18 protein-coding genes and 1 tRNA gene are annotated in these 23217 nt (G+C 66.7%); 3 read left to right on the top strand and 16 right to left on the bottom strand.

Annotation, left to right across the window (positions count from 1 at the left end):
* The first annotated feature begins 65 nt into the window (after positions 1-65).
* On the top strand, positions 66-2042 hold the full coding sequence (locus ACXRVZ_RS14030) for a family 43 glycosylhydrolase (protein WP_458232490.1): 1977 nt from the start codon (positions 66-68) through the stop codon (positions 2040-2042).
* Positions 2043-2100: 58 nt separating this feature from the next.
* On the opposite strand, the gene ACXRVZ_RS14025 is transcribed toward ACXRVZ_RS14030, so the two are convergent.
* The 4 genes from ACXRVZ_RS14025 to ACXRVZ_RS14010 form a co-directional block, all read right to left on the bottom strand.
* Entirely contained in the window at positions 2101-3750 is a 1650-nt protein-coding gene (locus tag ACXRVZ_RS14025; protein ID WP_458232489.1) for a methyl-accepting chemotaxis protein, read from the bottom strand.
* Between the two features lie 445 nt (positions 3751-4195).
* Positions 4196-6235, bottom strand: coding sequence for a glycoside hydrolase family 2 TIM barrel-domain containing protein (locus ACXRVZ_RS14020; protein ID WP_457426508.1), 2040 nt, complete (start codon positions 6233-6235; stop codon positions 4196-4198).
* Positions 6235-9069: a beta-galactosidase GalA gene (galA, locus tag ACXRVZ_RS14015; protein WP_457426506.1), complete on the bottom strand. Its 2835-nt coding sequence runs from the start codon at positions 9067-9069 to the stop codon at positions 6235-6237. The genes ACXRVZ_RS14020 and galA overlap by 1 nt, the downstream gene beginning before the upstream one ends.
* A gap of 168 nt (positions 9070-9237) precedes the next feature.
* The gene (locus ACXRVZ_RS14010; RefSeq protein ID WP_458232488.1) at positions 9238-10005 is read right to left on the bottom strand and encodes a PEP-CTERM sorting domain-containing protein; all 768 of its coding nucleotides are present in this window, start codon (positions 10003-10005) and stop codon (positions 9238-9240) included.
* A gap of 313 nt (positions 10006-10318) precedes the next feature.
* Here ACXRVZ_RS14010 and ACXRVZ_RS14005 point away from each other — a divergent pair, with 313 nt between their 5' ends.
* Together ACXRVZ_RS14005 and ACXRVZ_RS14000 are read left to right on the top strand one after the other, a co-directional pair.
* Complete coding sequence (locus ACXRVZ_RS14005; RefSeq protein ID WP_457426502.1) at positions 10319-11392, top strand: LacI family DNA-binding transcriptional regulator; 1074 nt, start codon at positions 10319-10321, stop codon at positions 11390-11392.
* Between the two features lie 115 nt (positions 11393-11507).
* Complete coding sequence (locus ACXRVZ_RS14000; RefSeq protein ID WP_457426500.1) at positions 11508-12887, top strand: hypothetical protein; 1380 nt, start codon at positions 11508-11510, stop codon at positions 12885-12887.
* A gap of 188 nt (positions 12888-13075) precedes the next feature.
* On the opposite strand, the gene ACXRVZ_RS13995 is transcribed toward ACXRVZ_RS14000, so the two are convergent.
* The 12 genes from ACXRVZ_RS13995 to ACXRVZ_RS13940 all read right to left on the bottom strand — a co-directional run bounded on the left by ACXRVZ_RS13995 (position 13076) and on the right by ACXRVZ_RS13940 (position 23185).
* Positions 13076-14134: a YeiH family protein gene (locus ACXRVZ_RS13995; RefSeq protein WP_457426498.1), complete on the bottom strand. Its 1059-nt coding sequence runs from the start codon at positions 14132-14134 to the stop codon at positions 13076-13078.
* Positions 14135-14908: a ferredoxin--NADP reductase gene (locus ACXRVZ_RS13990; RefSeq protein WP_458232487.1), complete on the bottom strand. Its 774-nt coding sequence runs from the start codon at positions 14906-14908 to the stop codon at positions 14135-14137.
* Entirely contained in the window at positions 14905-15216 is a 312-nt protein-coding gene (locus ACXRVZ_RS13985) for a gamma-butyrobetaine hydroxylase-like domain-containing protein (protein WP_457426492.1), read from the bottom strand. Before ACXRVZ_RS13985 ends, ACXRVZ_RS13990 begins: the two co-directional genes overlap by 4 nt.
* Before the next feature lie 8 nt (positions 15217-15224).
* On the bottom strand, positions 15225-16085 hold the full coding sequence (locus ACXRVZ_RS13980; RefSeq protein WP_394477013.1) for an ABC transporter ATP-binding protein: 861 nt from the start codon (positions 16083-16085) through the stop codon (positions 15225-15227).
* Between the two features lie 5 nt (positions 16086-16090).
* The gene (locus ACXRVZ_RS13975; RefSeq protein ID WP_457426490.1) at positions 16091-17014 is read right to left on the bottom strand and encodes an ABC transporter permease; all 924 of its coding nucleotides are present in this window, start codon (positions 17012-17014) and stop codon (positions 16091-16093) included.
* A gap of 5 nt (positions 17015-17019) precedes the next feature.
* Positions 17020-18480 (bottom strand): ABC transporter substrate-binding protein, encoded by a 1461-nt coding sequence (locus tag ACXRVZ_RS13970; RefSeq protein ID WP_457426488.1) that lies wholly within the window; start codon positions 18478-18480, stop codon positions 17020-17022.
* A gap of 71 nt (positions 18481-18551) precedes the next feature.
* Positions 18552-18890, bottom strand: a complete 339-nt coding sequence (gene fdxA, locus ACXRVZ_RS13965) for a ferredoxin FdxA (RefSeq protein WP_457426486.1) — start codon at positions 18888-18890, stop codon at positions 18552-18554.
* A complete protein-coding gene (locus ACXRVZ_RS13960) occupies positions 18887-19837 on the bottom strand; it encodes a HEAT repeat domain-containing protein (protein ID WP_458232486.1) in 951 nt (316 codons plus the stop codon). Before ACXRVZ_RS13960 ends, fdxA begins: the two co-directional genes overlap by 4 nt.
* Before the next feature lie 5 nt (positions 19838-19842).
* Positions 19843-20076 (bottom strand): 4Fe-4S dicluster domain-containing protein, encoded by a 234-nt coding sequence (locus ACXRVZ_RS13955; protein WP_201804485.1) that lies wholly within the window; start codon positions 20074-20076, stop codon positions 19843-19845.
* A 14-nt stretch (positions 20077-20090) separates the two neighbouring features.
* Positions 20091-21818 (bottom strand): fumarate reductase/succinate dehydrogenase flavoprotein subunit, encoded by a 1728-nt coding sequence (locus tag ACXRVZ_RS13950; protein WP_457426482.1) that lies wholly within the window; start codon positions 21816-21818, stop codon positions 20091-20093.
* Between the two features lie 13 nt (positions 21819-21831).
* The gene (locus ACXRVZ_RS13945; RefSeq protein ID WP_457426480.1) at positions 21832-22653 is read right to left on the bottom strand and encodes a GntR family transcriptional regulator; all 822 of its coding nucleotides are present in this window, start codon (positions 22651-22653) and stop codon (positions 21832-21834) included.
* Between the two features lie 447 nt (positions 22654-23100).
* Positions 23101-23185 (bottom strand) — tRNA-Leu (locus tag ACXRVZ_RS13940).
* Between the last annotated feature and the right edge of the window lie 32 nt (positions 23186-23217).

Genomic DNA, 23217 nt, shown 5'->3' with positions numbered 1-23217 from the left:
TGCCCTTCGCGGCGCCGGCATCTGGGCTGAAGCAAGCGGTGCCGGTGGCAAGCGCGTCGAAGGGCTTGTCAACGGCGACCTGGACCCCGGACAACGGCAACGGCACCTTCACCAACCCCTTGTTCTATGACGAGTTCTCGGATCCGGACCTGATCCACGTGGGCGAGTGGTTCTACCTGACGGGCACCACGATGCACACCATGCCGGGCCTGCCGATCCTGCGTTCGAAGGACCTCGTCAACTGGGAGTTCGTCGCCTACGCGATGGACAAGCTCGACCTCGGTCCGGCTTTCCGACTGGAGGGCGGCAGCCACATCTATGGCCAGGGGATCTGGGCGCCGTCCTTCCGCTACCACAAGGGCAAGTTCTACATCTTCACGAACGTCAACGGCCAGGCGACCCAGGTGTTCACGGCCACCGATCCGAAGGGGCCGTGGACGCGCACGCAGATGAAGCGCAGCTTTCACGACCTGTCCGTGCTGTTCGACGACGACGGCAAGGCCTATGTCGTCTGGGATCACCAGACGATGCGCCTGGCCCAACTGACGGACGACCTGACCGACATCGTGCCGGGCACCGAGCGCGTGCTGTTCACCAAAGACGCCGGCATGGGCGAGGGCGCGCACTTCTACAAGATCGACGGCAAGTACTACATCATCAGCGCCAACTACGCGGGCGGCTTTCGCATGCCGGCGGCGCGGGCGGATCATGTGCTGGGGCCCTACGAGGTCCATCAAGCGATCAGCCTGCACGAAGACTTCGGCATGGCGTCCAGCAAGCGCCTGGGCACGGCAAAGCCACCGTTTGAGACCTGGGGGCCTGACCCCGCCGCCAACCACAGCCTGGCCTTGCACCAGGGCGGCATCGTCCAGACACCTGCGGGCGAATGGTGGGGCTTTTCGATGATGGATTTCAATTCCGTCGGGCGCCTGCTCAGCCTGTCGCCGATCACCTGGAAGGACGGCTGGCCCTACTTCGGCCTGCCGGGCAACCTGACGCGCACGCCGCGAACCTGGGTGAAACCCAAGACCGCCACGCCGCAGCCGGTGCGTGTGCCCTTCCAGCGCAGCGATGATTTTTCTGCGCCGCAGCTCCAGCCCCTGTGGCAGTGGAACCATGTGCCCATCGACGACAAGTGGTCGTTGACGGAGCGCCCGGGTTTCCTGCGGCTTCACGCGCTGCCGGCGACTTCGTTCTACGACGCGCGCAACACGTTGACGCAGCGGGCCATCGGGCCGATGTCCACGCCGACTGTCCTGCTCGATGTGTCGAAGCTGAAGTCAGGCGACACGGYCGGGCTGGGCCTGCTCAATCTCCCCTATGCGACGTTGGGCGTTGAGAAACTCGCCGACGAGCTCGAGGTCGTCTTCTACGACCAGCGCCTGGACCAGCGRGCGCGGGTSAAGATGAYCGGGMCGCGCATCTGGCTTCGGGCCGACTGCGAYTTCCTCACCGAACGGGCGCGCTTCAGTCATTCGTTCGACGGCACCACCTTCACCCCCATCGGCAACGAGGTCGTGCTGCTCTACCAAACGTTCACTTTCCAGGGCGTGCGCTACGGCTTGTTCAACTACAACACCGCCGGCGCCGAGGGTGGGTTTGCCGATTTCGACAGCATYGACGTCTACCAGCCGCATACCCGCGGCCTGATGCGGCCCATTCCTTATGGCCGATCAATCCGCCTGGCGTCGTTTCACGCAACGACCGGGCTGGCGGCCAGCGAGGGGCGCCTGACGTCGGGTGTCCCGACGCGGTTCGAGATCGTCGACCGCAAGCTGGGCCGCGTCGCCCTGCGATCGGGCCAACGCTACGTCACGGTCGGCGACGACGGTGGGGTGACGCTGCTGGCCGGCAAACCCGGCAAACCCGGCCCGGCGCAAAGCTTCCAGTGGATTGAAACGCCGACGGGTGAGCTGGTGCTGATGTCCTTGGCCACGAATCGCTTCCTGCGCATCGATCCGAAGACCGGGGACATCCGCGCCGACAGTCCTGGCCCCATGCCGGACGACAGCGACGGTGCGCGCTTCATCTGGTCGGAATAGGGCGGCCGCTGCGACATGGCGCCTCAGGGGCGGTGATGGGGCCGGTCCCGACCCATCCTCATCCGGGTCGTCCGCTCAGCTTGAACTCTCCGACGAGTTCGGTCAGGCGTTGTGCCTGGTGGTTGAGGCTGCCTGCCGCCGCGGCAGATTCTTCGACGAGCGTGGCGTTCTGCTGGGTCACCTGATCCAGCTGACTCACCGCCTTGCTCACTTCGCCGAGGCCAAGGCTTTGCTGCTCGGTGGCCGTGCCAATCTCGGCAATCAACTGGGCCACCTGTTGAACCTGCTGCACCATCTCGTCCATGGTGCCGCCGGCGCCCTCGACAAGCCGGGAGCCGGTTTCGACGCGGCCCACGCTTTCGCCGATCAAGACCTTGATCTCCTTGGCCGCCGTTGCCGCACGCTGTGCGAGCGTGCGCACCTCGCCCGCGACGACGGCGAAGCCGCGATCCTGCTCGCCGGCGCGCGCGGCCTCCACGGCCGCGTTCAGCGCCAGGATGTTGGTCTGGAACGCGATGCCGTCGATGACGCCCGTGATGTCGGCAATCCGGCGTGAACTGGCGCTGATTTCCCTCATGGTGGAGACCACCTCGGCCACGACGGTGCCTCCCTTGGCAGCGACCACGCTGGCCGATGCCGCCAGTGCCGCGGCGCTGCGTGCGGAGTCGGCACTGCGCTGGACGGTAGTCGTCAGTTCCTCCATGGCCGAAGCGGTTTCCTCCAAGCTGGCCGCCTGCTCCTCGGTGCGCTGCGACAGGTCGGCGCCGCCGGTCGCGATCTCATTGGAGCCAGTGACGATGGAGTCGCTGCTCAGCCGGACCTGATTGACGATGCGGACCAGGCTGTCGTTCATGGATCCGAGCGCGGTCAGCAGTTGTCCCGTCTCGTCCCGGCTGCGCACTTCGATGGACGAGGTCAGGTCGCCGGCGGCCACGGTCTGCGCGATGCGAACGGCCTCGGCAATCGGCTGGGTGATGGAGCGCGTCAGCAGATAGGCGATCACGGTGGCGAGCAGCACGGCGATCAGTGAGAGCACCTCCATCAGCAACTTGGCGCCGCTGGCCAGCTCCGCCGCCTCCTTGCCGAAATCCTCCATGCCGTCGGCCTGGGACTTCGCGAACTCCTCGATGGCCGTCAGGTAGGCGGTCTGAAGCGGCACGATGTCGGAGACCAGTTGGGTCCGTGCCTCCTCGATCCGGCCGGCTTTCACGGAGGCAACCAGTTGCTGCTCTTTGTCCTTGAACCTGGCTCGGCTGTCGACCAGCTCCTTGAGCGTCGCCTTGCCGCGTTCGCTGTGCACGCTCGCCATCAGCTTCTCGATGGCACTCGACACGACGGGCAGCGAGGCCTCCAGCTTGGCCAGCTCCTTCTCCACCAGCGCATGATCGGACACGATGAGCCCCGTGCGCAGCGCGCGAAGCTGCTTGTTCACCTCGTTCTCGACAGTCTGAGCCAACTGCACCTTGACGAAGCGGTCATGCAGGATGACTTCCGTGTCGGCGCGGATGGCGCTGATCTTGGTCACGCCGATCACCGCCAGCATGATCAACAGCGCGATGAGCGCTGCAAAGCCTATGGCCAGGCGGACACCAATCTTCAGGTTGGCGATTGCGCTCATGAAGGTCTCCAGTGGTTCGAGTTGGGGTGCGAGGTCGTTGCCATCGACGGCCCGGGTGACCGGGCATCCGTGCGCTTCAAGATACGCCACAACTTCTGCTTGCGCGCTGTTCCTAAGCCGCCCAGACCGGCATCGTCCCTGCGGTCCCGTGGACTCAAGTTCAGGGCGCGTCAGGCGACCCGCCAATACAAGTTGTAGTAGCCGTGCGCAATGCTGTGGAACGGCAGCAGTTCGTACCCGTCCGTCAGACCCGCCCCGCTCAGATGGAACGCCAGCGCGCCGGTACCGCGTCGCACTGAACCATCGAGGCCAGCGCCACCCAGATGCGGCTCGGTGAACTTCTTGTTAGGACACGTTGTGCGCAACCAGGTCGGCACCGGGCGGCATGGCGGAGCCGTCGATGCGCGCGGCCAGCACCAGGGGTCCATGCATCATCCGCCGGAAGCTCCCCGTCCCAGCCGTCGCCGGTGGTCGATCGCGTGCGGGAGAACTTCCGAACTTTCCTATTCATATCGGATGGCACGTCGCGCTGGGGTCAAGGTTGAATGGTCCAGTCGATGCTGTCGGTGTTGCCATGCTCGTCGCGCACGCGCAGCGTCGCGCGGCCCGGTGACAGTGCTACGTGCGGCCAGACGGCGATGCGGTCGATGACCTGGGCGCGGCCTACCGGTCGGCCGTTGACCTCCAGGCTCAGTTCACGCGCATTGCTGTAGGCCTTGACGAGGGCCGGGCCGGCGCGTCGCACACTGGCGCGGCGGTTGGCCAGGTGCACCACGGGTTCGCGCTGCCACCAGGCGCGCCATAGGTGGAAGGCGTCCTTGCGGAAGCGCCGGTCATAGGTGACGAGACCCTTGTCGTTGATGCCGGGTGCGTCGCCCTCGTTGCGGCCGGCAGAGGCGTGGTCGAAGCCCAGCCAGATGAAATGCCCCCACAGGAACGGCCGCTGGTTGATCTGCCGCGCATAGGACTCGTGGAAGAGCGCCTGGTACTGCTCCGGGTGCCAGCGCGCGCCGGGCCCGGGGCGCGCCGGTGGGTCTTCCTGCTGCAGAACGCTGGCGCCGGCGCCGTACTCGCCGAGGCCGATGGGCCGCGTCGGCAGCTTGGCATGGAGGCCGTCCGCCCACGGGCCGATGTTCGTGAACTCACCGTCGTACCAGCCCCAGTAGCGGTTGTAGGAGGCCAGGTCGGTCTGCAGGGCCATCGGATGATCGTCGGGCGCGCAGCAGTGGGCATAGGTGGTCGGCCGCGATGGGTCCTCCTGCTTGGCGAGCCGGTGCAGGTCGCCCAGCAGCGTCGTGATGGCCTCGTCGGAGCGGTAGACCTCGTTGCCGACACCCCAGACGCCGACCGATGCGTGGTGGCGGTTCTGCCGCACCAGTTCGCGCAGCTGCTGGAACAAGTTGTCGCGGAAGGCCGGTGTCTCGCTGATCAACGCGTTCAGCGGGATCTCGGTCCACAGCACCAGGCCCAGCTCGTCAGCGCGCTCGTAGACATGCGGCGGGTGCTGGTAGTGCACCAGCCGCAGGCCGGTGACGCCGAGGTCCATCAGGATGCGCAGGTCCTCGTCGATGTCGGCATCGCCCACCGCCACGCCGCGGCCCGGCCGGCCGGCGTGGAAGTAATTGACGCCGTGCAGCGGATAGGGCTTGCCATTGAGCAGGAAGCCGCGCTGCGCGTCGACCTCGATCTTGCGCAGGCCGAGGGGCAGCTGCACCGCGTCGGCGATGCGCGTGCCGTCCAGCAATTCGACGCTGAGGCGGTACAGGTAGGGATCGTGCACACCCTGCCAGAGATGCGGCTTGGGCACGACGAGGCTGGCGCTGACGGTGCCTGCCGTCGTGGCCGCGAGCTGCGCCGGCTGGCGCTGCGCGGCGGCGACGTGGCCCTGGGCATCGCGCAGCGTCACGCGCAGCTCGCGGGCCGCTGCCGTCGCACCGTCGTTGCGCAACTGCACCCGCACGGCCAGTTGCGCGCGTTCGCTGGTCAGCGCCTCGGTGTCGATCTGTACGCCGGGCCCGCCGTGGTCCAGCAGTTCGATGTGCGCGGCGTCGGTGTCTATCAGGCGCACCGGCCGCACGAGGCCGCCGAAGACGGTGAAGTCGCCGCCCAGTGGCGCCGTCTGCGGCAGCGTGCCGTTGTCCACCCGCACGGCCAGCAGATTGCGGCCGGGCTGAAGCAGCGGCGTGATGTCCAGCCGGAAGCGCGCATAGCCGCCATCGTGGCGGCCGGCGAGGCGGCCGTTGACCCAGACGTCGGCGGCCATCGTCGCGCCGTCGAACTCCAGGAACTGGCGGCGGCCGGCGTCGGCGCTAGCGGGCCTAACGGGCCGGTCGATGGCGCGGCGGTACCAGGCCGCGCCGCGGTAGTAGGCGCCGCCGGCCTCGCCGTCCACACCGTTGTAGGAGTGGGGCAGGGCGACCGTCGCCCAGGCGGCGTCGTCGAAGCCGGGGGCTTCGGCCCCGGCCACGTCGGCGCGCTGGAAGCGCCAGGCGCCGTCAACAACGGTCGTCAGGCGGGCGGCCTGGACTTGTAGCGCGAGCAGGCTCAGCGCCAGCGCAAGCGCGGCGCGCAGCATCAGCGTGCGCCAGGTTCGAGGACGACGCGGCCCCACAGGCCGGAAGGCTGGCCGGCCGTGGCTTCCACCAGCACGGTCACCTCGCGGCGCGGGCCGCCCTGAGGCAGCGTCACCGCGACCGGCGCCGGCTCAGCACCGGCCTTCTCGCCGAGCTTGACGCCGTCCACCCAGACCTCGGCCTTGCCGGCGATGCTGCCGAAGACGAGTTGCGCACGGCCGTCGTTGCGGTCGGCGCGCACCGGCACGCTGCTGCGGTACAGGCGGAAGGCCTGGGCTTCCGCGCCGCGGCGGATCGGCGGCTCGTCCCAGCCCCAGGAGTTCATGTCGGTCTCGGCCAGCACGACGTTCGGATCGGGCCGGGTGGCATGGGCCGGCGAGACGCGCCAGCTCAGCAGCGGCGTCGTCGGCTCGGCCGTCGGCACGCTCGGTGGCGCGGCGGCAGGCTGCAGTTGCAACACGACTTCCGTGGGTTGCAGGCCGTCCGCCAAGGCGCGCAGCTTCAGCTCGCCCCGGCCGTCTCGCCGGCTCTGCACGATGAGTTGAGCCAGCCCATTGAACAGGCTGCGCTCGCTGGCCTTGTCCGGCTCGTGGGAGTTCGGGTCGCCGTTGCCGACGCCGATAAGGTTCGCCTGGCCATCGATCTCGAAGCGCACCCGGGCGTCCGCCGTCGGCACCGGTCGGCCCTGGGCGTCCACGACGCTGACCGTCACCGGCATCGCGTCAAGCCCGTCACCGGCCAGGGCAGGGCGGTCCGGCGTCAGCACGAGGCGGGCGGGCGCGCCGCTCGTCTCGACCACGTCGCGCGCGATCTCCTTGCCATCCTTGAGCGCCACGGCCTCGATGCGGCCCTGCGCATAGGCGACGTTGAAGTGCGCCATCTCGTAGGGGTCGACATCCTGTTCGCCAACGGCCGTGCCATTGAGCAGCAGCCGCACGCGCGGCGCGTTGCTGGCGACCATCACGTGGACAGCCTGGCCCTCTCGGCCGGCCCAGTTCCAGTGCGGCACCAGCTTGACGACCGGACGGTCCTTCACCCATTGCGCCTGGTGGATCCAGAACGCCGTCTTGGCAAAGCCGGCCAGGTCCATCGCGCCGAAGAAGGAGCTGACGCTGGGCCACTCGTAGGGCGTGGGTTCGCCGCGGTAGTCGATGCCGGTCCAGATGAAGCTGCCGGCGATGAAGGGCCGCTCGCCGATGGCGCGCCAGGCCTGTCGATGCGTGTTGCCCCAGGAGGATGGCTCGTCGTCATAGCTGCCGAACACCTGGCCGGCGCGGTCGCTCTTGAACTCGCCGCGCGTCATGTAGGCCGCCGTGTCCTCGGTGCTCGTCATCGGGCGCTTCGGGTGCTTCTTGTGATAGGCGTCGTAGGAGCCGATCTGGTAGTTCACGCCGACGACGTCGAGCGCATCGGCCGCATTCCGGTCGGTGAACAGGCCGCCGTGCATGGCGCCCGTGACGGGCCGGGTCGGGTCAAGCTTCCTGATCGCGGCGACCATGCGGCTCGCCATCTCGTAGCCCGGCTCGGTACTTTGCAGCGGCTCCTCGTTGAAGATGGACCACAGGATCACGCTCGCGTGATTGCGGTCGCGCCGCACCATCCAGGTCAACTGCTTCAGATAGTCGGGCGAAGGGTTGAAGTTGCGGTTCTCGTCCATGACGAGCAGGCCCAGCCGGTCGGCAATGTCCAGCACCTCGGCCGCAGGCGCGTTGTGCGAGAAGCGGATCGCGTTGGTGCCCATCTCCTTCAGGCGACGCAGGCGGAACTCCCAGATCGCCTCGGGCACGGCGACGCCCACACCCGCATGGTCCTGGTGGACGCAGACGCCCTGCAGCTTGACCGCCTGCTCGTTCAGGAAGAAGCCGCGGTCCGCGTCGAAGTGGATGGTGCGAAATCCCGTCTGCACCTCGGTGCGGTCGAGCTCCTTCGTGCCGTCGCGCAGCATCGCGCGCACGCGGTAGAGGTGGGGCTGGGCCAGCGACCACAGCTTGGGTTCGCGCACGTCGAGCTTCATGCGGGCGACGGCCGACTCAAGCCCGCTTACCCGCGCGCGCGTGCTGCCCTTGGCGACTTCGCGGCCGGAGGGATCGATGACGACCACATCGACAACCCCGCTGCGCTCGGACTTGGCGCTGCTCTGCAACGTCACTTCGACGGGAAGGGTCCAGCGCCCGTTCTGCTTGACCGGGTTGGCGTGCAGGCCGTCGGTGGCGATGTGCAGCGCGTCGCGCTTGACCAGCCAGGTGTGGCGGTAGATGCCGGCGCCTTCGTACCACCAGCCTTCCTGCGCTTCGGCGTCGACGCGCACGGCGATGGTGTTGGCATCGGCGCCGTAGCGGACATAGGGCGTGATGTCGATGCTGCGGCCGTTGTAGCCCGACCAGTTGCGGTCGACGACGATGCCGTTGACCCAGACCGTGCTGTGCGTGGCAATGGCATCGAACTGCAACTCGATGTGGCGGCCGCGGTCGGATTCAGGCAGCGGCAGATAGCGCCGGTACCAGCCGAAGCCACGCTGGCGATAGCCCTGCGACGCGTTCTCCTTGCGGTCGAACGGGTTCTCGACCGCCCAGTCATGCGGCAGGTCCACGCGCCGCCAACTGGAGTCATCGAAATCGGCGGCGGCCGCGCCCCAGGCGCCGTTGGCCTTGCCGTTGTGATAGCTCATGCCATGGCCCCTGACCACGGGCATCGGCACGTCACCGCGATGGAAGAGCCAGCCGCCGTCGAGTGAGAGACGCTCGCGGCCAGCGGCCTGTACAGGGCCGGTCGAGAGTGCCAGCAGGGCGAGGATCGTGGCAATCAGCCAATACTGGATGCAAGACGCGCGGGACATGACTCAGCTCTCTTTGGATCAGGTGCTCAAACTGAAAAAGCCCCGGCGCTGCGGCGGTCCGGGCGGGAGCTCAATCGAGGAAAGAAAAAATAGGTCGCGCGGCCCCTTTTGAAGACCGCGCGACAAAACCAGGTCAACGTGTGCCTGGCAGACCCAGAGAAGAGCCCGTTAATCGTTGCGCTGACGGCGCAGTGCACTGATGCCCACGCCTGCCAGGCCGAGCAGCCAGAGGCCCATGGTGGCCGGTTCCGGGACGGCGGACACGGAGTCGGCGGAGGCGGTCAGACCGATGCGCATCTTTGCCCAGAGGTTTTCGGTGGCCGAGGGATTGGTCCAGCTCGCGGTCAGGATCGACGAGCCCGTGTAGGCGGGCGAGGTAGCGTCCACAAAAGCTTCGGCGTAGTTCGCAGGCTCACAGGTGTCTGTGGTGAAGTCGGTGCTGCAGAGCTCGATATAGGCGTTGGCCTGGGCTTGGCTGCCGCTCGCCTGCAGGCTGTCCAGCGTGAAGCTGACCGTGACAGTCGTGCCCTTGCTGACCAAGATCTGGCCGTCGAAAACCTTGGCGAAGGCCCAGCCAGCCTGCCCTCCGGCCACGTCCACCTTGGCCGAAGCGGTCGCGCCGTTCATCTCGGAATTGGAGTTTGTCTTGGCGGTCAATTGCGCCTGGGCGCTATAGGCGCCATCCATGACGGTGCTGCCAACGGCCCTCCCATGCCAACCGACGGCTGCATCAGCGAAGCTGGGATTCAGCAGCGCTGACATCGCGCCGGCACTGGGAGGTACCCAATCCACGTCGATCGGGACGTACACCCACCAATCGCCTCCCGATGTCGAGAATGTCAGGTTCGAAATCCTCACCTCGGCCACGTCGGCGGCGGCCAGTTGTGACCCAGCGATCAGCGCGGCAGCAAGGATGGTTTTGGATCGGCTCAGCATTCGTGTCTCCAGTGTTGTCATGCGATTCGGTGCACCGCCTTTTGGTATTACCAGTTTCGCAAATTAAATTATTGGTAATACCAGTGCAAACACCTACGCCCCCGTAATGAGGGGGCGCCGCTGCAGGCCGGTCGCCACTGCGCGCTGGTGGCACGGGGCCGCGAGCCGTCGCTGACGCTCTGATCGCGCGCAAGCACTGCCTTGCGCCGTTCGCGGGCGAGCGCGGTGCTAGAGTGCCTCGCCCCGTCTGCCACCCGCCGTGTCCGCATCGACCCCCAAGCCTTCCAAGCCACCGAATAGCCGTCGTCACAAGTTGCCCACGCTCGCCGATGTCGCGCGAGAAGCGGGCGTTTCGGACGTGGCAGCGTCCTGCGCGCTGAACGGTGCAAAGGGTTCGACGCGGGTGTCGGTCGAGACGCGTGAACGGGTCCTCGCAGCAGCGGCGCGCTTGAGCTACCGGCCCAACGCGACCGCGCGTGCGCTGACATATCAGCGCACAAATTCAATTGGCTTCGTCGCCAACATCGCCAACGAGCCACCCAACCTCTACTTCCTGGAAGTGTTCAACGGCGTCGTGCGGGGCGCGACGCAGGCGCACCAGACCACGTGCATCTTTCCGCTCAGTGGCTGGGAAGAGGCGCCGAAGCGCATCCCGGCCTTGTGCGACGGACGCGTCGACGGGCTTGTCGTGCTGGCGCCCTACCTGGAAGATGACAGCACGACCTGGTTGCCGCCGCATACGCCCATGGTCACGATCCACGCCGGCAGGCTGTTGCGGGCGCAGGTGAATGTCGAGGCGGACGATGAAGCGGGCGGCTATGACATCGCGCGCCACATGCTCGGGCTGGGATACCGTCGGATCCTCTGCGTAGGCGGACCCGTGAACGCCAAGGGAGCAGACCGGCGTGTCGATGGCTTTCTGCGCGCCCATGCGGGAGCCGGGGTGGAAGTCGCCTCCGACCATGTGATCCGCACGTGGTTCACCGCCGAAGGGGGTAGGCAGGCCATGCAGGAATGGTTGCAACGCCACCGCGGTCAGCCGTTGCCCGAGGCCGTCTGTTGTGGCAGCGACGACATCGCCTTCGGCTGCATCGAGGCATTGGAGGGCGTCGGGCTGAGCGTTCCTCGGGACATCTCGATTGCAGGCTTCGATGACACCTTGCTCGCCCGCACACTGCGCATGGCGACGGTGCGCCAGCCCCTGCTTGAGATGGGGCGTCACGCGGTTGAAGTCCTGATGCAGTTGATCGAGGCGCAGCGCCGTGGGGAGGCCTACCAGGGCCCTCGCGACATTGTTCTGCCCGTCGAGATTGTTCGCGGCCGAACCTTGCCCGGACCTCGAAGTGCGCCGCTGACCATCCCTGAGCGATTGCTAGGTTTTCCCTAGTTAGTTCTATCCCCGACCGAATTACGATGGCTGCGCGGCGCTGCCGCATCTATTTTGTTCCATTGATTCGGCGCCGAATCAACGGCGCGAGTCTTCCGAACCGTCACATGTCACCATGCAGTCGAACACCTTCTTCTTTCCGGTGGACTCAATGCCGATGACTACGCTCTGGCCCCGCCTGGGCTACCCGCATGACCGACGCGACGCCTTGAACGCTGGCGCGAGCGGCGGGGCGGTCACTGCCGGGAACCGCGAGCCTGGCTCCGAACCGAACCCAATGCCGCCAATGGGCTGGATGAGCGACTGCCTTGGCGCCCGTGGGACTGAAGCCGGATATCTGGCGAATGGCAGCATCCTGGCCGAGCGTTTCTTGCCGGTTGGCTACGACATCGCCATGGTCGGCCCCCAGTGGTATGCGGCGGAGGCGGCAACTTCGGGCTGCCGACCGTTTGCACCGTTGGAACTGGATGCCCACGGCCGACCGCAGCCTGCGGCGGACCGGTTCCCGAGTGCCATGGACGGTTACGGCTTCGCTCCGCTCGCTGCTCAGGTCCACCGCCTCGGTTTGCGCTTCGGTGTGCACGTTGTGCGTGGCATCCCCCGCCAGGCGGTCGAGCGAACTCTGCCGATCGCAGGCAGCCGATGGCGTTGCGATGAGATCGCCAACTTGGCCTCGACCGGCGCCTCGGGCACCGACATGTGCAGCGTCAACCCCGACCACCCTGGCGCCTTTGATTGGTATCGCGCTTGGTTCGCTCAGCTCGCAGCATGCGGTGTAGATGCGGTCACGGTCGACGACATCGCCTCGCCGCAGGGCCACTCGGGAGAACTTGGCTTGATCCGCCGTGCGATCGATGCCACCGGCCGTCGCATCGCATTGAGCTTGTCGCCAAGCCCGACGTTGCTGCATCAGGGCGCACAGTTGGAGTCGCATGCCAGCGAGCGGCGCAGCGGCAATGAAGCTCCGGTCGCTTGTCCGGCACTGCGCGCCGACATCGTGAACCTGCTGGAGTGCGTGCCGCAGGCGCGGCCGGAGGTCTGGCCGGCTGCCAGCGTGTTGCACGTGGGCGAAGGCGGTCAGGACAAGGAGGACGGCGGGCGGGGCGAACGCCCCACTCCCGACGAACAGATGTTCAGGCTGACGGCCTGGGCTTGCGCTCGCCGCCCCTTACTTCTTGCTGGCGACCTGCGCCTCATGGACGACAGGTCATTGCGCCTGCTCACCAACCCCGAGGTGCTGGCCTTGCTACGCGCGCCTGGAAGGCGGGAGTGGCACGCCGCTGCACAAGGGCATCGGTTCATGTGCAGCGGCGCGTACAGCACCTGGGTGGGCTGGCTCAACACCGGCGACGAGCCTTGGAGCGTGTCGCTGCCCGAATGGTTGCCCGGTGACGGCCGCGACTGTTGGGCTCGTACCGACCTTCCGGTTGGCACTCGCGCACTGACTGTTCCCGCGCGCGGCGCCCGGCTGATTCGTCTTGGAGCCAAAGCTTAGTATTTTTGGAGTTGCGAGGAGCTCACGCTTCCCTCCCGAAGAGGGGATCGAAAGCGTCCCTGAAGGGTGCATGTTGCCGAGATCCTGCTTCGCAAGTAGCCAAGCTACTGCGTAAGTTGCTGGCAGGGGGACTTCGCCAAATGCTGTTTCGGTACTTCGATCAGACGGGCCGTCGCCATCTGCACCTCTTAGTCGGGCCGCAATCCCCATGCGGCCGCGAGCGAGATGGCGGCGAGCCATAGGCTCGTTGCCACCATCAGCAGGAGCGGTCGCCAGCCGGCGCTGGCGAGATGTGAGAACGACGTTTTCATGCCCAGCCCAGCCACCCCAAGCATGAGACAGGCGCGGGAGGTGAGATTGAACTGATCCTGCACCGGCCGCAGATAGCCCAGGGAATTGAGCGTCGCCAGCGCGACGAACAGCCACAGAAAGCCCGGCACCAGCCCACTGAGTCGCATCATCAGCGACCGCGGCTTGCTTGCCGGCTCAGGCGTTGCCGCGCGGCAGGCGATGGAGACGCCCAGTACAACGATGAAGAGAAGACTCACGCGCAGGAGCTTGACGATGGAGGCCGTGTCACCGGCCGCAGGCGAGATCGAATAGCCGGCCACCACCACCTGGGCCACGTCATGGATACTCGCGCCGATGAAGAGCCCGGCGCCGGCCGGTGAAAGCTGCAGGTGCCGAGCGATCAGCGGGTAAGCCACCATGGCTGCTGTCGACAACAGCGTGGCCATGACTGCCACGACGAGTGCGTGACGTTCGTTCGGCGTTTCTCCCTCGCGGGCTCGCGGCAGCACCGCGCCAATTGCCAGTGCCGCTGATGCCCCGCAGATGGCCGTGGCTCCACCCGCCAGCACGCCGACGGCCCAGGGAAGACGCAGGGCTTTGGCCAGCCAACGACCGCACAGAAGCGTGCTGGCGACTGCAGCCAACACGAAGAGCAAGGTCGGCCAACCGAGGCTGGCGACCTGCTCGCCGCTGATGCGCGCGCCCAGCAGACCCACGCCCAGGCGCAGCAGCGTGCGGCTGCAGAAGTCCACGCCAGCGACCGTGCGGTCCTCTGTGCTCTGGCTGTGCAGCGCGGCGCCGAACAGCAGGGCATACAACATCGGCGGCCCTTGGTACAGGGCGGCAACGAACGAGGCGGCAAGTGCGATCAGTACACAGGTCGCCCACCCAGGCCAGACCCTTCGCAGTGCCTGGCCATGCGCGTTGAGAAACGCGGCCCGTGCCAGCATGTCCATTCACTTCTCGACGAAGGCCCGCTCGATGACAAAGTGGCCGGGGTGGCTCATGTTGCCCTCGGTCATGCCCATGACGTCGAAGAGCGCGCGCGTGTCTCGCAGCATCTCCGGGCTGCCGCACAGCATGAAGCGGTCGTCTTCCTTGCACAGCGGCGGCAGGCCGATGTCCTGGGCAAGCTTGCCGCTGTGCATCAGCGTCGGGATGCGGCCCTGGTTGCGGAAAGGCTCGCGCGTCACCGTGGGGTAGTAGATGAGCTTGTCGCGCACCTGGTCGCCGAAGAACTCGTTGTCGGGCAGTTCGCGGGTGATGACCTGCTCATAGGCCAGCTCGGCCACCTGGCGGCAGCCGTGCACGAGGATGACCTTCTCGTACTGCTCGTAGACCTCGGGGTCACGCACCATGGCCATGAAGGGCGCCAGGCCCGTGCCGGTGGACAGCAGGTAGAGGTGGCGCCCGGGCAGCAGGTTCTGCGTCAGCAACGTGCCCGAGGCCTTGCGGCCGATCTGCACGGTGTCGCCAGCGCGAATGTGCTGCAGGCGCGAGGTCAGCGGGCCATCGGGCACCTTGATGCTGAGGAACTCAAGCTTTTCCTCCCAATGCGGGCTGACGACGCTGTAGGCGCGCAGCAGCGGCTTGCCGTCGACTATCAGGCCCAGCATCGTGAACTGGCCGCTCTGGAAGCGGAAGGCCGGGTCGCGGGTGCAGGTGAAGGAGAACTGCCGGTCGGTCCAGTGGCGGACGTCCAGCACCTCGGCGTCGAAGAGAACGCTCATGTGCAAGCCTCCAGGGCAAGTTGGTGGAGATAGGGCCAGGGATAGATGCCGCGGTCGTGGCCGTCGCTGAACACCAGCTGTAGGCCGGACTCGCCGATGGGGTTGATGCCCGTGAGCGCCGTGTCGGCAGGCGCGGCCAGCGGATTGCCGTCGCGGCGGCGCTTCTCGCAGGCGGAGCATTTGCAGGCCGAGCGCAGCTGCGGCGCCGAGAAGCTCACCTCGCGCCCATCGGCCCAGCCAAGTTCGAGCATGCCGCTGGCCTGGTGCCACACCACCTGGGTGGGCACCTTGTCGATGAAGGAAGGCATGGCGGCTCCTAGACCAGGTGGCCGACGCCCTGCGGGCCGACCTCGGTGCTCAGGCCCACGAGGCCGCCGTCGCTCAGCTCGCCACCCATCGCGGCGATGCTTTCCTCGCGGATCAGGCCCTTGATCTGCTTGACCATGGCGGCGAACTCGGGCTCGGAGGTCATTGCGGCCGTGCGTGGGCGGGGCAATGGCACGTCCAGCTCGGCCTTGATGCGCCCGGGCCTTGCCGTCATCACATAGATGCGGTCGGACAGGAACACCGCCTCCTCGATGTCGTGCGTGATGAACAGCACCGAGATGCGCAGGCGCTGCCACATATTGGTCAGGATCTCCTGCATCACCACGCGGGTCTGCGAGTCCAGCGCGCCGAAGGGCTCGTCCATCAGCAGCACCTGCGGGCTGGTGGCCAGCGCACGGACGATGCCCACGCGCTGCTTCATGCCGCCGGAGAGCTGGTCGGGGTAGTGGTTCTCGAAGGCCAGCAGGCCGGCAAGGCCCAGCAGCGTGCGCGCCTGCGCCTGGCGCTCGTTGGCGGACGCGCCCTTCATGCGCAGGCCGAACTCCACGTTCGCACGCACCGTCATCCACGGGAACAGCGAGTACTGCTGGAACACCACGCCGCGGTCCGAGCCCGGGCCGGTGATGCGCTGGCCGTCCAGCAGCACCTGCCCGCCGGTGGGCTTGAGGAAGCCGGCCACCGCGTTCAGCAGCGTCGATTTGCCGCAGCCGGAAGGGCCGATCAGCGAAACGAACTCGCCTGGCCGCACATGCACGTTGGCGGAGCGAACGGCCTCGAAGTCCTGGCCCTTGCTTTGGAAGCGGATGTGGAGGTCGCGCACGTCAACGCGGCCATGGGATGCAACGCTCATGTCCATCACGGTGCTCCGGTTGAGTGGGCTTGCCAGGGCATGGCCAGCTTGGCGAGCAGGCGGATGGCACCGCTGCACAACAGGCCCAGCACGCCGATGGTGATCATGCCCAGCGCGATCTCGGCATAGCTGATCAGCGAGTAGGCCTCCCAGGTGAAGTAGCCGATGCCGAACTGCCCTGAGATCATCTCGGCGGCGATCAGCGACACCCAGGCCACGCCCATGCCCACCGCCAGGCCCGTGAAGATGTGCGGCAGCGCGCCGGGCAGCACGACATGGCGCAGCAGGCTGGCCTCGCCCGCGCCCAATGTGCGCGCCGCGCGCAGCAGCACCGGGTCGATGGCCTCGACGCCGTGCACGGTGTTGAGCAGGATGGGGAAGAAGGCGCCGAGGAAGGTGATGAAGACGATGCTCACCTCGTTGTCGGGCCACAGCATGATGGACATCGGCACCCAGGCGATGGCCGGGATGGGGCGGAACACCTCCAGCGCCGGCATGGCCAGCGCCCGCGCCCAGCGGTAGCGGCCTATCACCACCCCCAGGCCCACCCCCAGCGCTGTGGCCACCAGGAAGCCCAGCAGGATGCGCCGCACGCTGATGCCGATGTTGGTGACGAACTTCGGGCTGCTGTTGACCTCGATCACCTTCTCCATCACCTGCGCTGGCGTCGGGATGTTGTTGAAGCGGATGTAGGCGTCCAGCTTGTAGTGCGTGGCCAGCTGCCAGAACAGCAGCACGCTGGCGATGGAGATCGCCCCCATCAGGGCCGTGGCGCCGCGGCCCTGCCAGAAGCGTTGCCACAGGCTGGGCGCAGTGGCTACCGGCAGCGGCAGGGGCAGTGGCGTGACGCCCTGGCCCACATGGATGGGCGGGACTGCCTTGGGCGCCGCCGGCGGCTTGAAGTTGTCGATGCGGGGCAGGGCGCTCATGGCGGTCACTTCGTGCTGGCGACGACGATGGCCGAGGCCTGGCCCAGCGCTTCCGCAAAGGTGGCGAGCTTGCCGTTGCTCTTGGCGGCGTAGGCCTCGGCGTCCTTCTTGAGCAGGAAAGGCACGGCCACCGGGGCCTTGGGGTTGCTGGTGTCGAGCGCGTAGAAGGCCTTGTCGGCCACCACCTTGATGCCCAGCGCCTTGTCGTAGAGGTAGGCCACGTTGACCTTCTTGCCGGCCGCCTCGTACTGCTTCACGCCGGCCAGCAGGCAGGCGGGCGAACTGACCGCGACGATGTCACCCGTGGCCAGCCAGATCTCACCGGCCTCCTTGGGCCGCGTGACCGGCACCTTGCAGATGGGGTCGGTGCCGGCGATGTCGTAGTTGGCGAGGGTCTGCTTCTGCGCTTCGTAGTCCTGGCCGCGCTGCTTGAAGGCTTCGCGCAGATAGCTCTCGTTGACCCAGGCCGCCGCATCGAACTCCTTCACGCGGCCCAGCTTGGACAGCACGCCGTGCGCGATCTTGATCGTCTCGACCCAGCGCGGCTTGATGCTCGGGTCCAGCGTGTGGATGCCACCCGGGCCGAGGAAGAGGTAGACCACCTCCTTCTCGATCTTGGTCCATTCCTGGATCTTGGCGGCGGCGAGCTTGGGGTCTTTGCGCACCCAGTCGTTGGCCTCCATCAAGGCCTTGATGTAGGCGACCACGGCCTCGGGATATTTGTCGGCGAACTCCTTGCGCACGACGACGCCATGGAAGGTCGGGATCTTGGTCTGCGCGCCGTCGAAGATCTTGCGGGCGAAGCCACGGTGCGGCAGCAGGTCGGCGAAGGGCACGAAGTCGCCATGCGCGTCGATCTTCTTTTCCTGCAGGTTGGTCGTGCCCACCTCGGGGCTCTGGCTGACGAGGTTCCAGTAGTCCGCCGGCCAGCCGCGCTCCTGCATGGCCTGCAGCATCATGCCGTGCGCCGCCGAGCCGAAAGGCACCGAGACTGTCTTGCCCTTGAGGTCGGCCAGCTCGTAGTAGGGGCTGTCCTTGTGCACCACCACGCCGTTGCCCGAGCCGAAGGCGTTGTAGGCGATGACGGCCACCAGCTGCGTCTCGTTGCCTTTGTTCTGCTGGCCGGTGGCGCCGTTCACCAGCAGCGGGTAGTCGCCCATCATGCCGATCTGCAACTTGCCAGCGACCATGCCATTGGTGATGGGCGGGCCGGACGTGAAGTTCTGCCAGTCGAGCTTCCACTCGATGTTGGCGTATTTGCCGGTCTTGGGCAGGTGCTTCTCCAGCAGCTTCATCTCCTTGAGCACGACGCCGCCGGTGACGGTGTTGGTGGTGGTGTTCTGCGTGCCGATGCCGATGGTCACCTCCTCCTTGGCGGCGTGGGCCTGCGGAGCCAGGAAGGCCGCGCAGAGCGCGAGGCACTTCGCGAGCGCGGAAGGGATTTGCGAGAGCTGGGGCAACTTCATCTCAATCTCCTGGCAGTCGGGTAGGTTCAAGAGCAGCGGCGCAAGATCGGTGCCTGCGCCGCGCCGGGGTCTCAGGCGGGCGCGGCGGTCTCCGTCAGCAGCGCGCGCTTGTGCGTCTGGCTGGCCCAGTGCTCGGCGTCGGGCAGCGGCTCCTGCGCGGCGGTGATGAGCGGCCATTGCGCGGCGAGGCGCCGGTTCAGCTCGACGTATTCGCGCTGTTCGGCGGGCAAGTCCTTCTCGTCGAAGATCGCCTCGACGGGGCACTCGGGCACGCAGACGCCGCAGTCGATGCAAGCTTCGGGATCGATGACGAGGAAGTCGGGGCCTTCGTGGAAACACTCCACCGGGCAGGCGGCGACGCAGTCGGTGTACTTGCAGCGGATGCAAGCCTCGGTCACAACAAAGCTCATGCCGCGCTCCCGTTCATCTGGATGGTGGTGAGGGCCAGTTTTGACAGCTTGCGCACGTCCGGGTCGGGGTCGCGCAGCGTGCGCTCCAACGGCGTGATGGCGCGCGGGTCGCCGATCTCGCCGAGCGCGATGACGGCTTCCTTGCGCAGGTTGCTGACCGGGTGGATCAGTGCCTCCACCAGTGCCATCACGCCGTCGCGCGCCTTCAGCTTGCCCAGGCTGCGCGCGGCCTTCACGCGCACCTGCCAGTACTCGTCGTCCATGGCGCGCACGAGGTTGGGCACGCCGAGCGCCGAGCCGGTCTTGGCGAAGGTCGTGGCGGCTTCCTCGCGCACCTGCCACACCGGGTCGTTGAGAGCCCGGCTGAGGGCGGGATGCACGCTGACCTCGGCATCGTTGGCAAAGCTGAGCGCGCCTACCGCGACGCGGCGCACCTCGGCGTCGTCGTCATGCGCGGCAACCTCGGTCAGCGCGGAGATGGCCTGCGGCTTCTTCAGATAGCCCAGCACGCTGACGGCGGCGCGGCGCACCCTGGCCTCGGCATGCGCGAGCGCCGCCAGGGCCGGGTCGAAGGCGGCGTCCACGCGCAGCGCCTTCACGGCCTGCAGCGCGGCGGCCTGCACTTCGGGGTCGGCGTCGCCCAGATAGGGCAGCAGAGCGGTGGCGGAGGCCGGGTCCTTCAGCTCGGCCAGCGTGTAGGCGACGGCGGCGCGCACATAGGCGTCCTCGTCCTTCAGCAGCGGCGCAATGGCCGCCAGCACCTCGGGCTCCTCAAAGCCTTCCAGCGCCTTGGCTGCTTCGAGCCGCACGGTGGCGTCGGCATCCGACAGCGCGGCGATCAGCAGCGGCGCAATGTCGTCTTCCTCGTCGGTGTAGGGCAGGTCGATGACGGCGATGCGGCGCACGCCTGCATCGCTGTTGCGGAGTCGGTCGTGGATGGTGGCCATCATGATCAGCGCACCAGGTAGGGGATGTCGACGCGCACCGCGCCGGTGGGGCAGTCCTTCTCGCAGGGCATGCAGTACCAGCATTCATCGAACTTCATGAACGCCTTGTTCTTGGTCAGGTCGATGGCCAGCACGTCGAGCGGGCAGACGTCCACGCAGACGGTGCAGCCCTTGTCGGCGATGCACTTGTCCTCGTCGATGACGACGGGCGCTTGGGTTCGGGTCAGGGCGATGGTCATGGCGATCTCCGGGTTCAGGCGGCAGCAGGCGTGGCGACGCGCAGGCGCTGGTAGGCGGACTTCTCTTCCTCGTTGAGCTCCACGACGTAGGGCTCCACCTCGCGCTTGCGGAACACGGCGTTGCCGTTGGCATCGCTGGTCACGTTGGTGTGGCAGAACCAGTCGACGTCGTTCTTTTCGGGGTGGTCCACGCGCAGGTGGTACAGGCCCCAGCGGCTCTCTGTGCGGTACAGCGAGGCGCGCGCCGCCAGCTCGGCGCAGTCGCGGATGGTGTGGGCCTCCATGGCCCGCATCAGCTCGTGCGGGTCGGCTGCGCCCATGTGCTGCAGGTCCTCGCGGATCTCGTCGAAGCGTTGCAGGCCGATCTCCATCTTGCGGGTGACCTTGGGCGGCTGCAGGTAGTCGTTGACGATGCGGCGCGTCTTGTATTCGACCTGGAAGGGCGTGAGGCCATCGACCTTGCCCAGCGGCGCGTAGACGCGCGCCTTCTCCTTCTCCACCTGGCCGGCGTCGAAGGCGAGCTGTGAAACGCCGCTGACGTAGTCCGCCGCGTTCTCGCCGCAGAACTTGCCGTAGACGAAGGCGCCCAGCATGTAGTTGTGCGGGATGCTGGCGCAGTCGCCGGCCGCATAGAGCCCCGGGATGGAGCACTCGCCGCGCTCGTTGGTCCAGATGCCCGAGGCACTGTGGCCGCTGCAGAAGCCGATCTCCGAGATGTGCATCTCGATCATCTGCTTGCGGTAGTCGGTGCCGCGCCCTTCGTGGAAGCGGCCGCGGCTGGGGCGCTCGTTGGTGTGCAGGATGTGCTCGATCTCGCTGATCGTTTCTTCAGCCAGGTGGTCGAGCTTCAGGAACACCGGGCCTTTGCCGCCTTCGAGTTCGTTGAAGAACTCCATCATCATCTGGCCGCTCCAGTAGTCGCATTCGATGAAGCGCTGGCCGGCGTTGTTGGAGGTGTAGCCGCCGAACGGGCCGGTCACGTAGGCGCAGGCGGGGCCGTTGTAGTCCTTGATCAGCGGGTTGATCTGGAAGCACTCGAGGTTGGTCAGCTCTGCGCCTGCGTGATAGGCCATCACATGGCCTTCGCCACAGTTGGTGGGGTTCTCGTAGGTGCCGAACAGATAGCCGCTGGCGGGCAGGCCCAGCCGCCCGGCCGCGCCCGTGCAAATGACTACTGCCTTGGCCTTGATGACGTGAAAGTCGGCCGTGCGGCAGTCAAAGCCCATGACGCCGGCGATCTCGCCGTCAGGCCCGGTCAGCAGCCGGGTCGCGACGACGCGATTGGTGATCTCCACCCGCGCCCGCTTGAGCTGCCGGTACAGCACCCGCTTCATGTGGTGGCCCTCGGGCATGGGCAACACATAACTACCCAAGTGATGGACCTTGCGCACCGAGTAGTCGCCGGTCTCGTCCTTCTCGAACTTGATGCCCCAGCGGTCCAGCTCCTCGATCATCGGGAAGCTGTTGGCCGCGTAGGCATAGACACCCTTCTGGTCGACGATGCCGTCGTTGGCGACGGTGATTTCCTTGGTGTACTGCTCGGGTGTGGCGTGGCCGGGGATGACGGCGTTGTTCAGGCCGTCCATGCCCATGCTGATGGCACCGCTGCGCTTGACGTTGGCCTTATCCAGCAGCAACACGCGCAGCTTAGGGTTCTTCTCCTTGGCCTTGACTGCGGCCATCGGGCCGCCGGTACCGCCGCCAACGATGACGATGTCGTACTCGGTTTCGATCGTGTTCATGTGCAGGCTCTCCTCAAGAGGCTCGTTCTGAAACAGGCACGCGATCGACGCGTACCTTGTACTGGAAGGCGTCACCGCGGTAATAGAGGTGTTCGTAGTCGATGGGCGCGCCGTCGGCCGTGTGCGTGGTGCGCTCGATGAACAGCACCGGCGAGCCCGCCTCGACCTTGAGCTGCGCGGCCAGCGTCTCGTCGGCCAGCGTCGAGCCGATCTGCAGCTCGGCGTGGCCGAGGGCCAGGCCGTAGTCGTTCTCGAGGATGACGAAGATGTCGCGCGCGGCCAGGTCTTCCTTGGCCAGGCGCTGGCCGATGGCTGCGGGCACCCAGGTCACGTCCAGCGAGATGGGCTCGCGGTTCAGGAAGCGCAGGCGCTGCAGCTCCGTGACCTTGGCGCGCTTGGGCAACTGCAGCTTCTCGGCGACCTGGGGCGACGGCACCACCGTCTTGATGGACAGCACACGGGCGAAGGTCTCGTAGCCCATCTGCCGCATCGCTTCGCCGAAGCCCTGCAGCCGCCCGAGATCCTGGAAGGCCTTGGGCTTGGAAACGAAGCTGCCCTTGCCGTGGATGCGGAAGATCAGGCCTTCGTTCTGGAGGTCGTTGAGCGCCTGCCGCACCGTGATGCGGCTGACTGCGAACGCGGCCATCATCTCGCTCTCCGACGGCATCTGCTGATGCGGCTGGTAGCTGCCATCGAGGATGCGTGCACGCAGGATCTCCTTGATCTGCGTGTACAGCGGCTGTGGTGACGACAGCTTGATCCGATGCGCGCCGTCCGCCTCGGGTGCGGTGACCAGCGTCAGGGGTTTCCTAGCTGCAAGAGCGCCTTTGCTCATGGCCGTCCAACTCGTTATGACAAGTCAGTACGAGCATGAGCCGTGCCAGCTTTTTCGAGGTGGATTTGCACGCGTTCAGTGCTCTCGGCGGACGTTAGGCGAACGCTTGGTTTCGGCACCTGACGCCAGGAGCAATGACTTCAAGAGAGCTTCATCGAGCAGCTAGCCGTCGTTTGCTGCACATCGTTGGACGATGCACCGAAGCGGGTCAATGCCCCATCCGTAGGCGCGTTACGCGCTCGCTTCCAGTGCCGCGCCGAGGCGGCGAACCGCTGGACGTTTGTCGCTACGGCCGCTTTATCGGACCCCAGAAGATCAAGGCGACAACAGACCGCGTAGGCCTGGACACGGGGTTCTTGCGTTTCGACGCCTACACGCGGCAGCAAGCAGCGGAACAAATGCGGAACGCTTCCCGCGTCCGCCGTTAAAAACACAGCCGTTTACCTATGGTGCCCGGGGCCGGACTCGAACCGGCACACCTTGCGGCGGGGGATTTTGAGTCCCCTGCGTCTACCGATTTCGCCACCCGGGCCCGTCGGAAACAACTGCTCGCATGACTGCGAG

Source organism: Roseateles sp. P5_E8 (assembly GCF_054177665.1).
The sequence above is the reverse complement of the archived record's forward strand: the minus strand, read 5'-3'. Positions and strand labels throughout refer to the sequence as shown.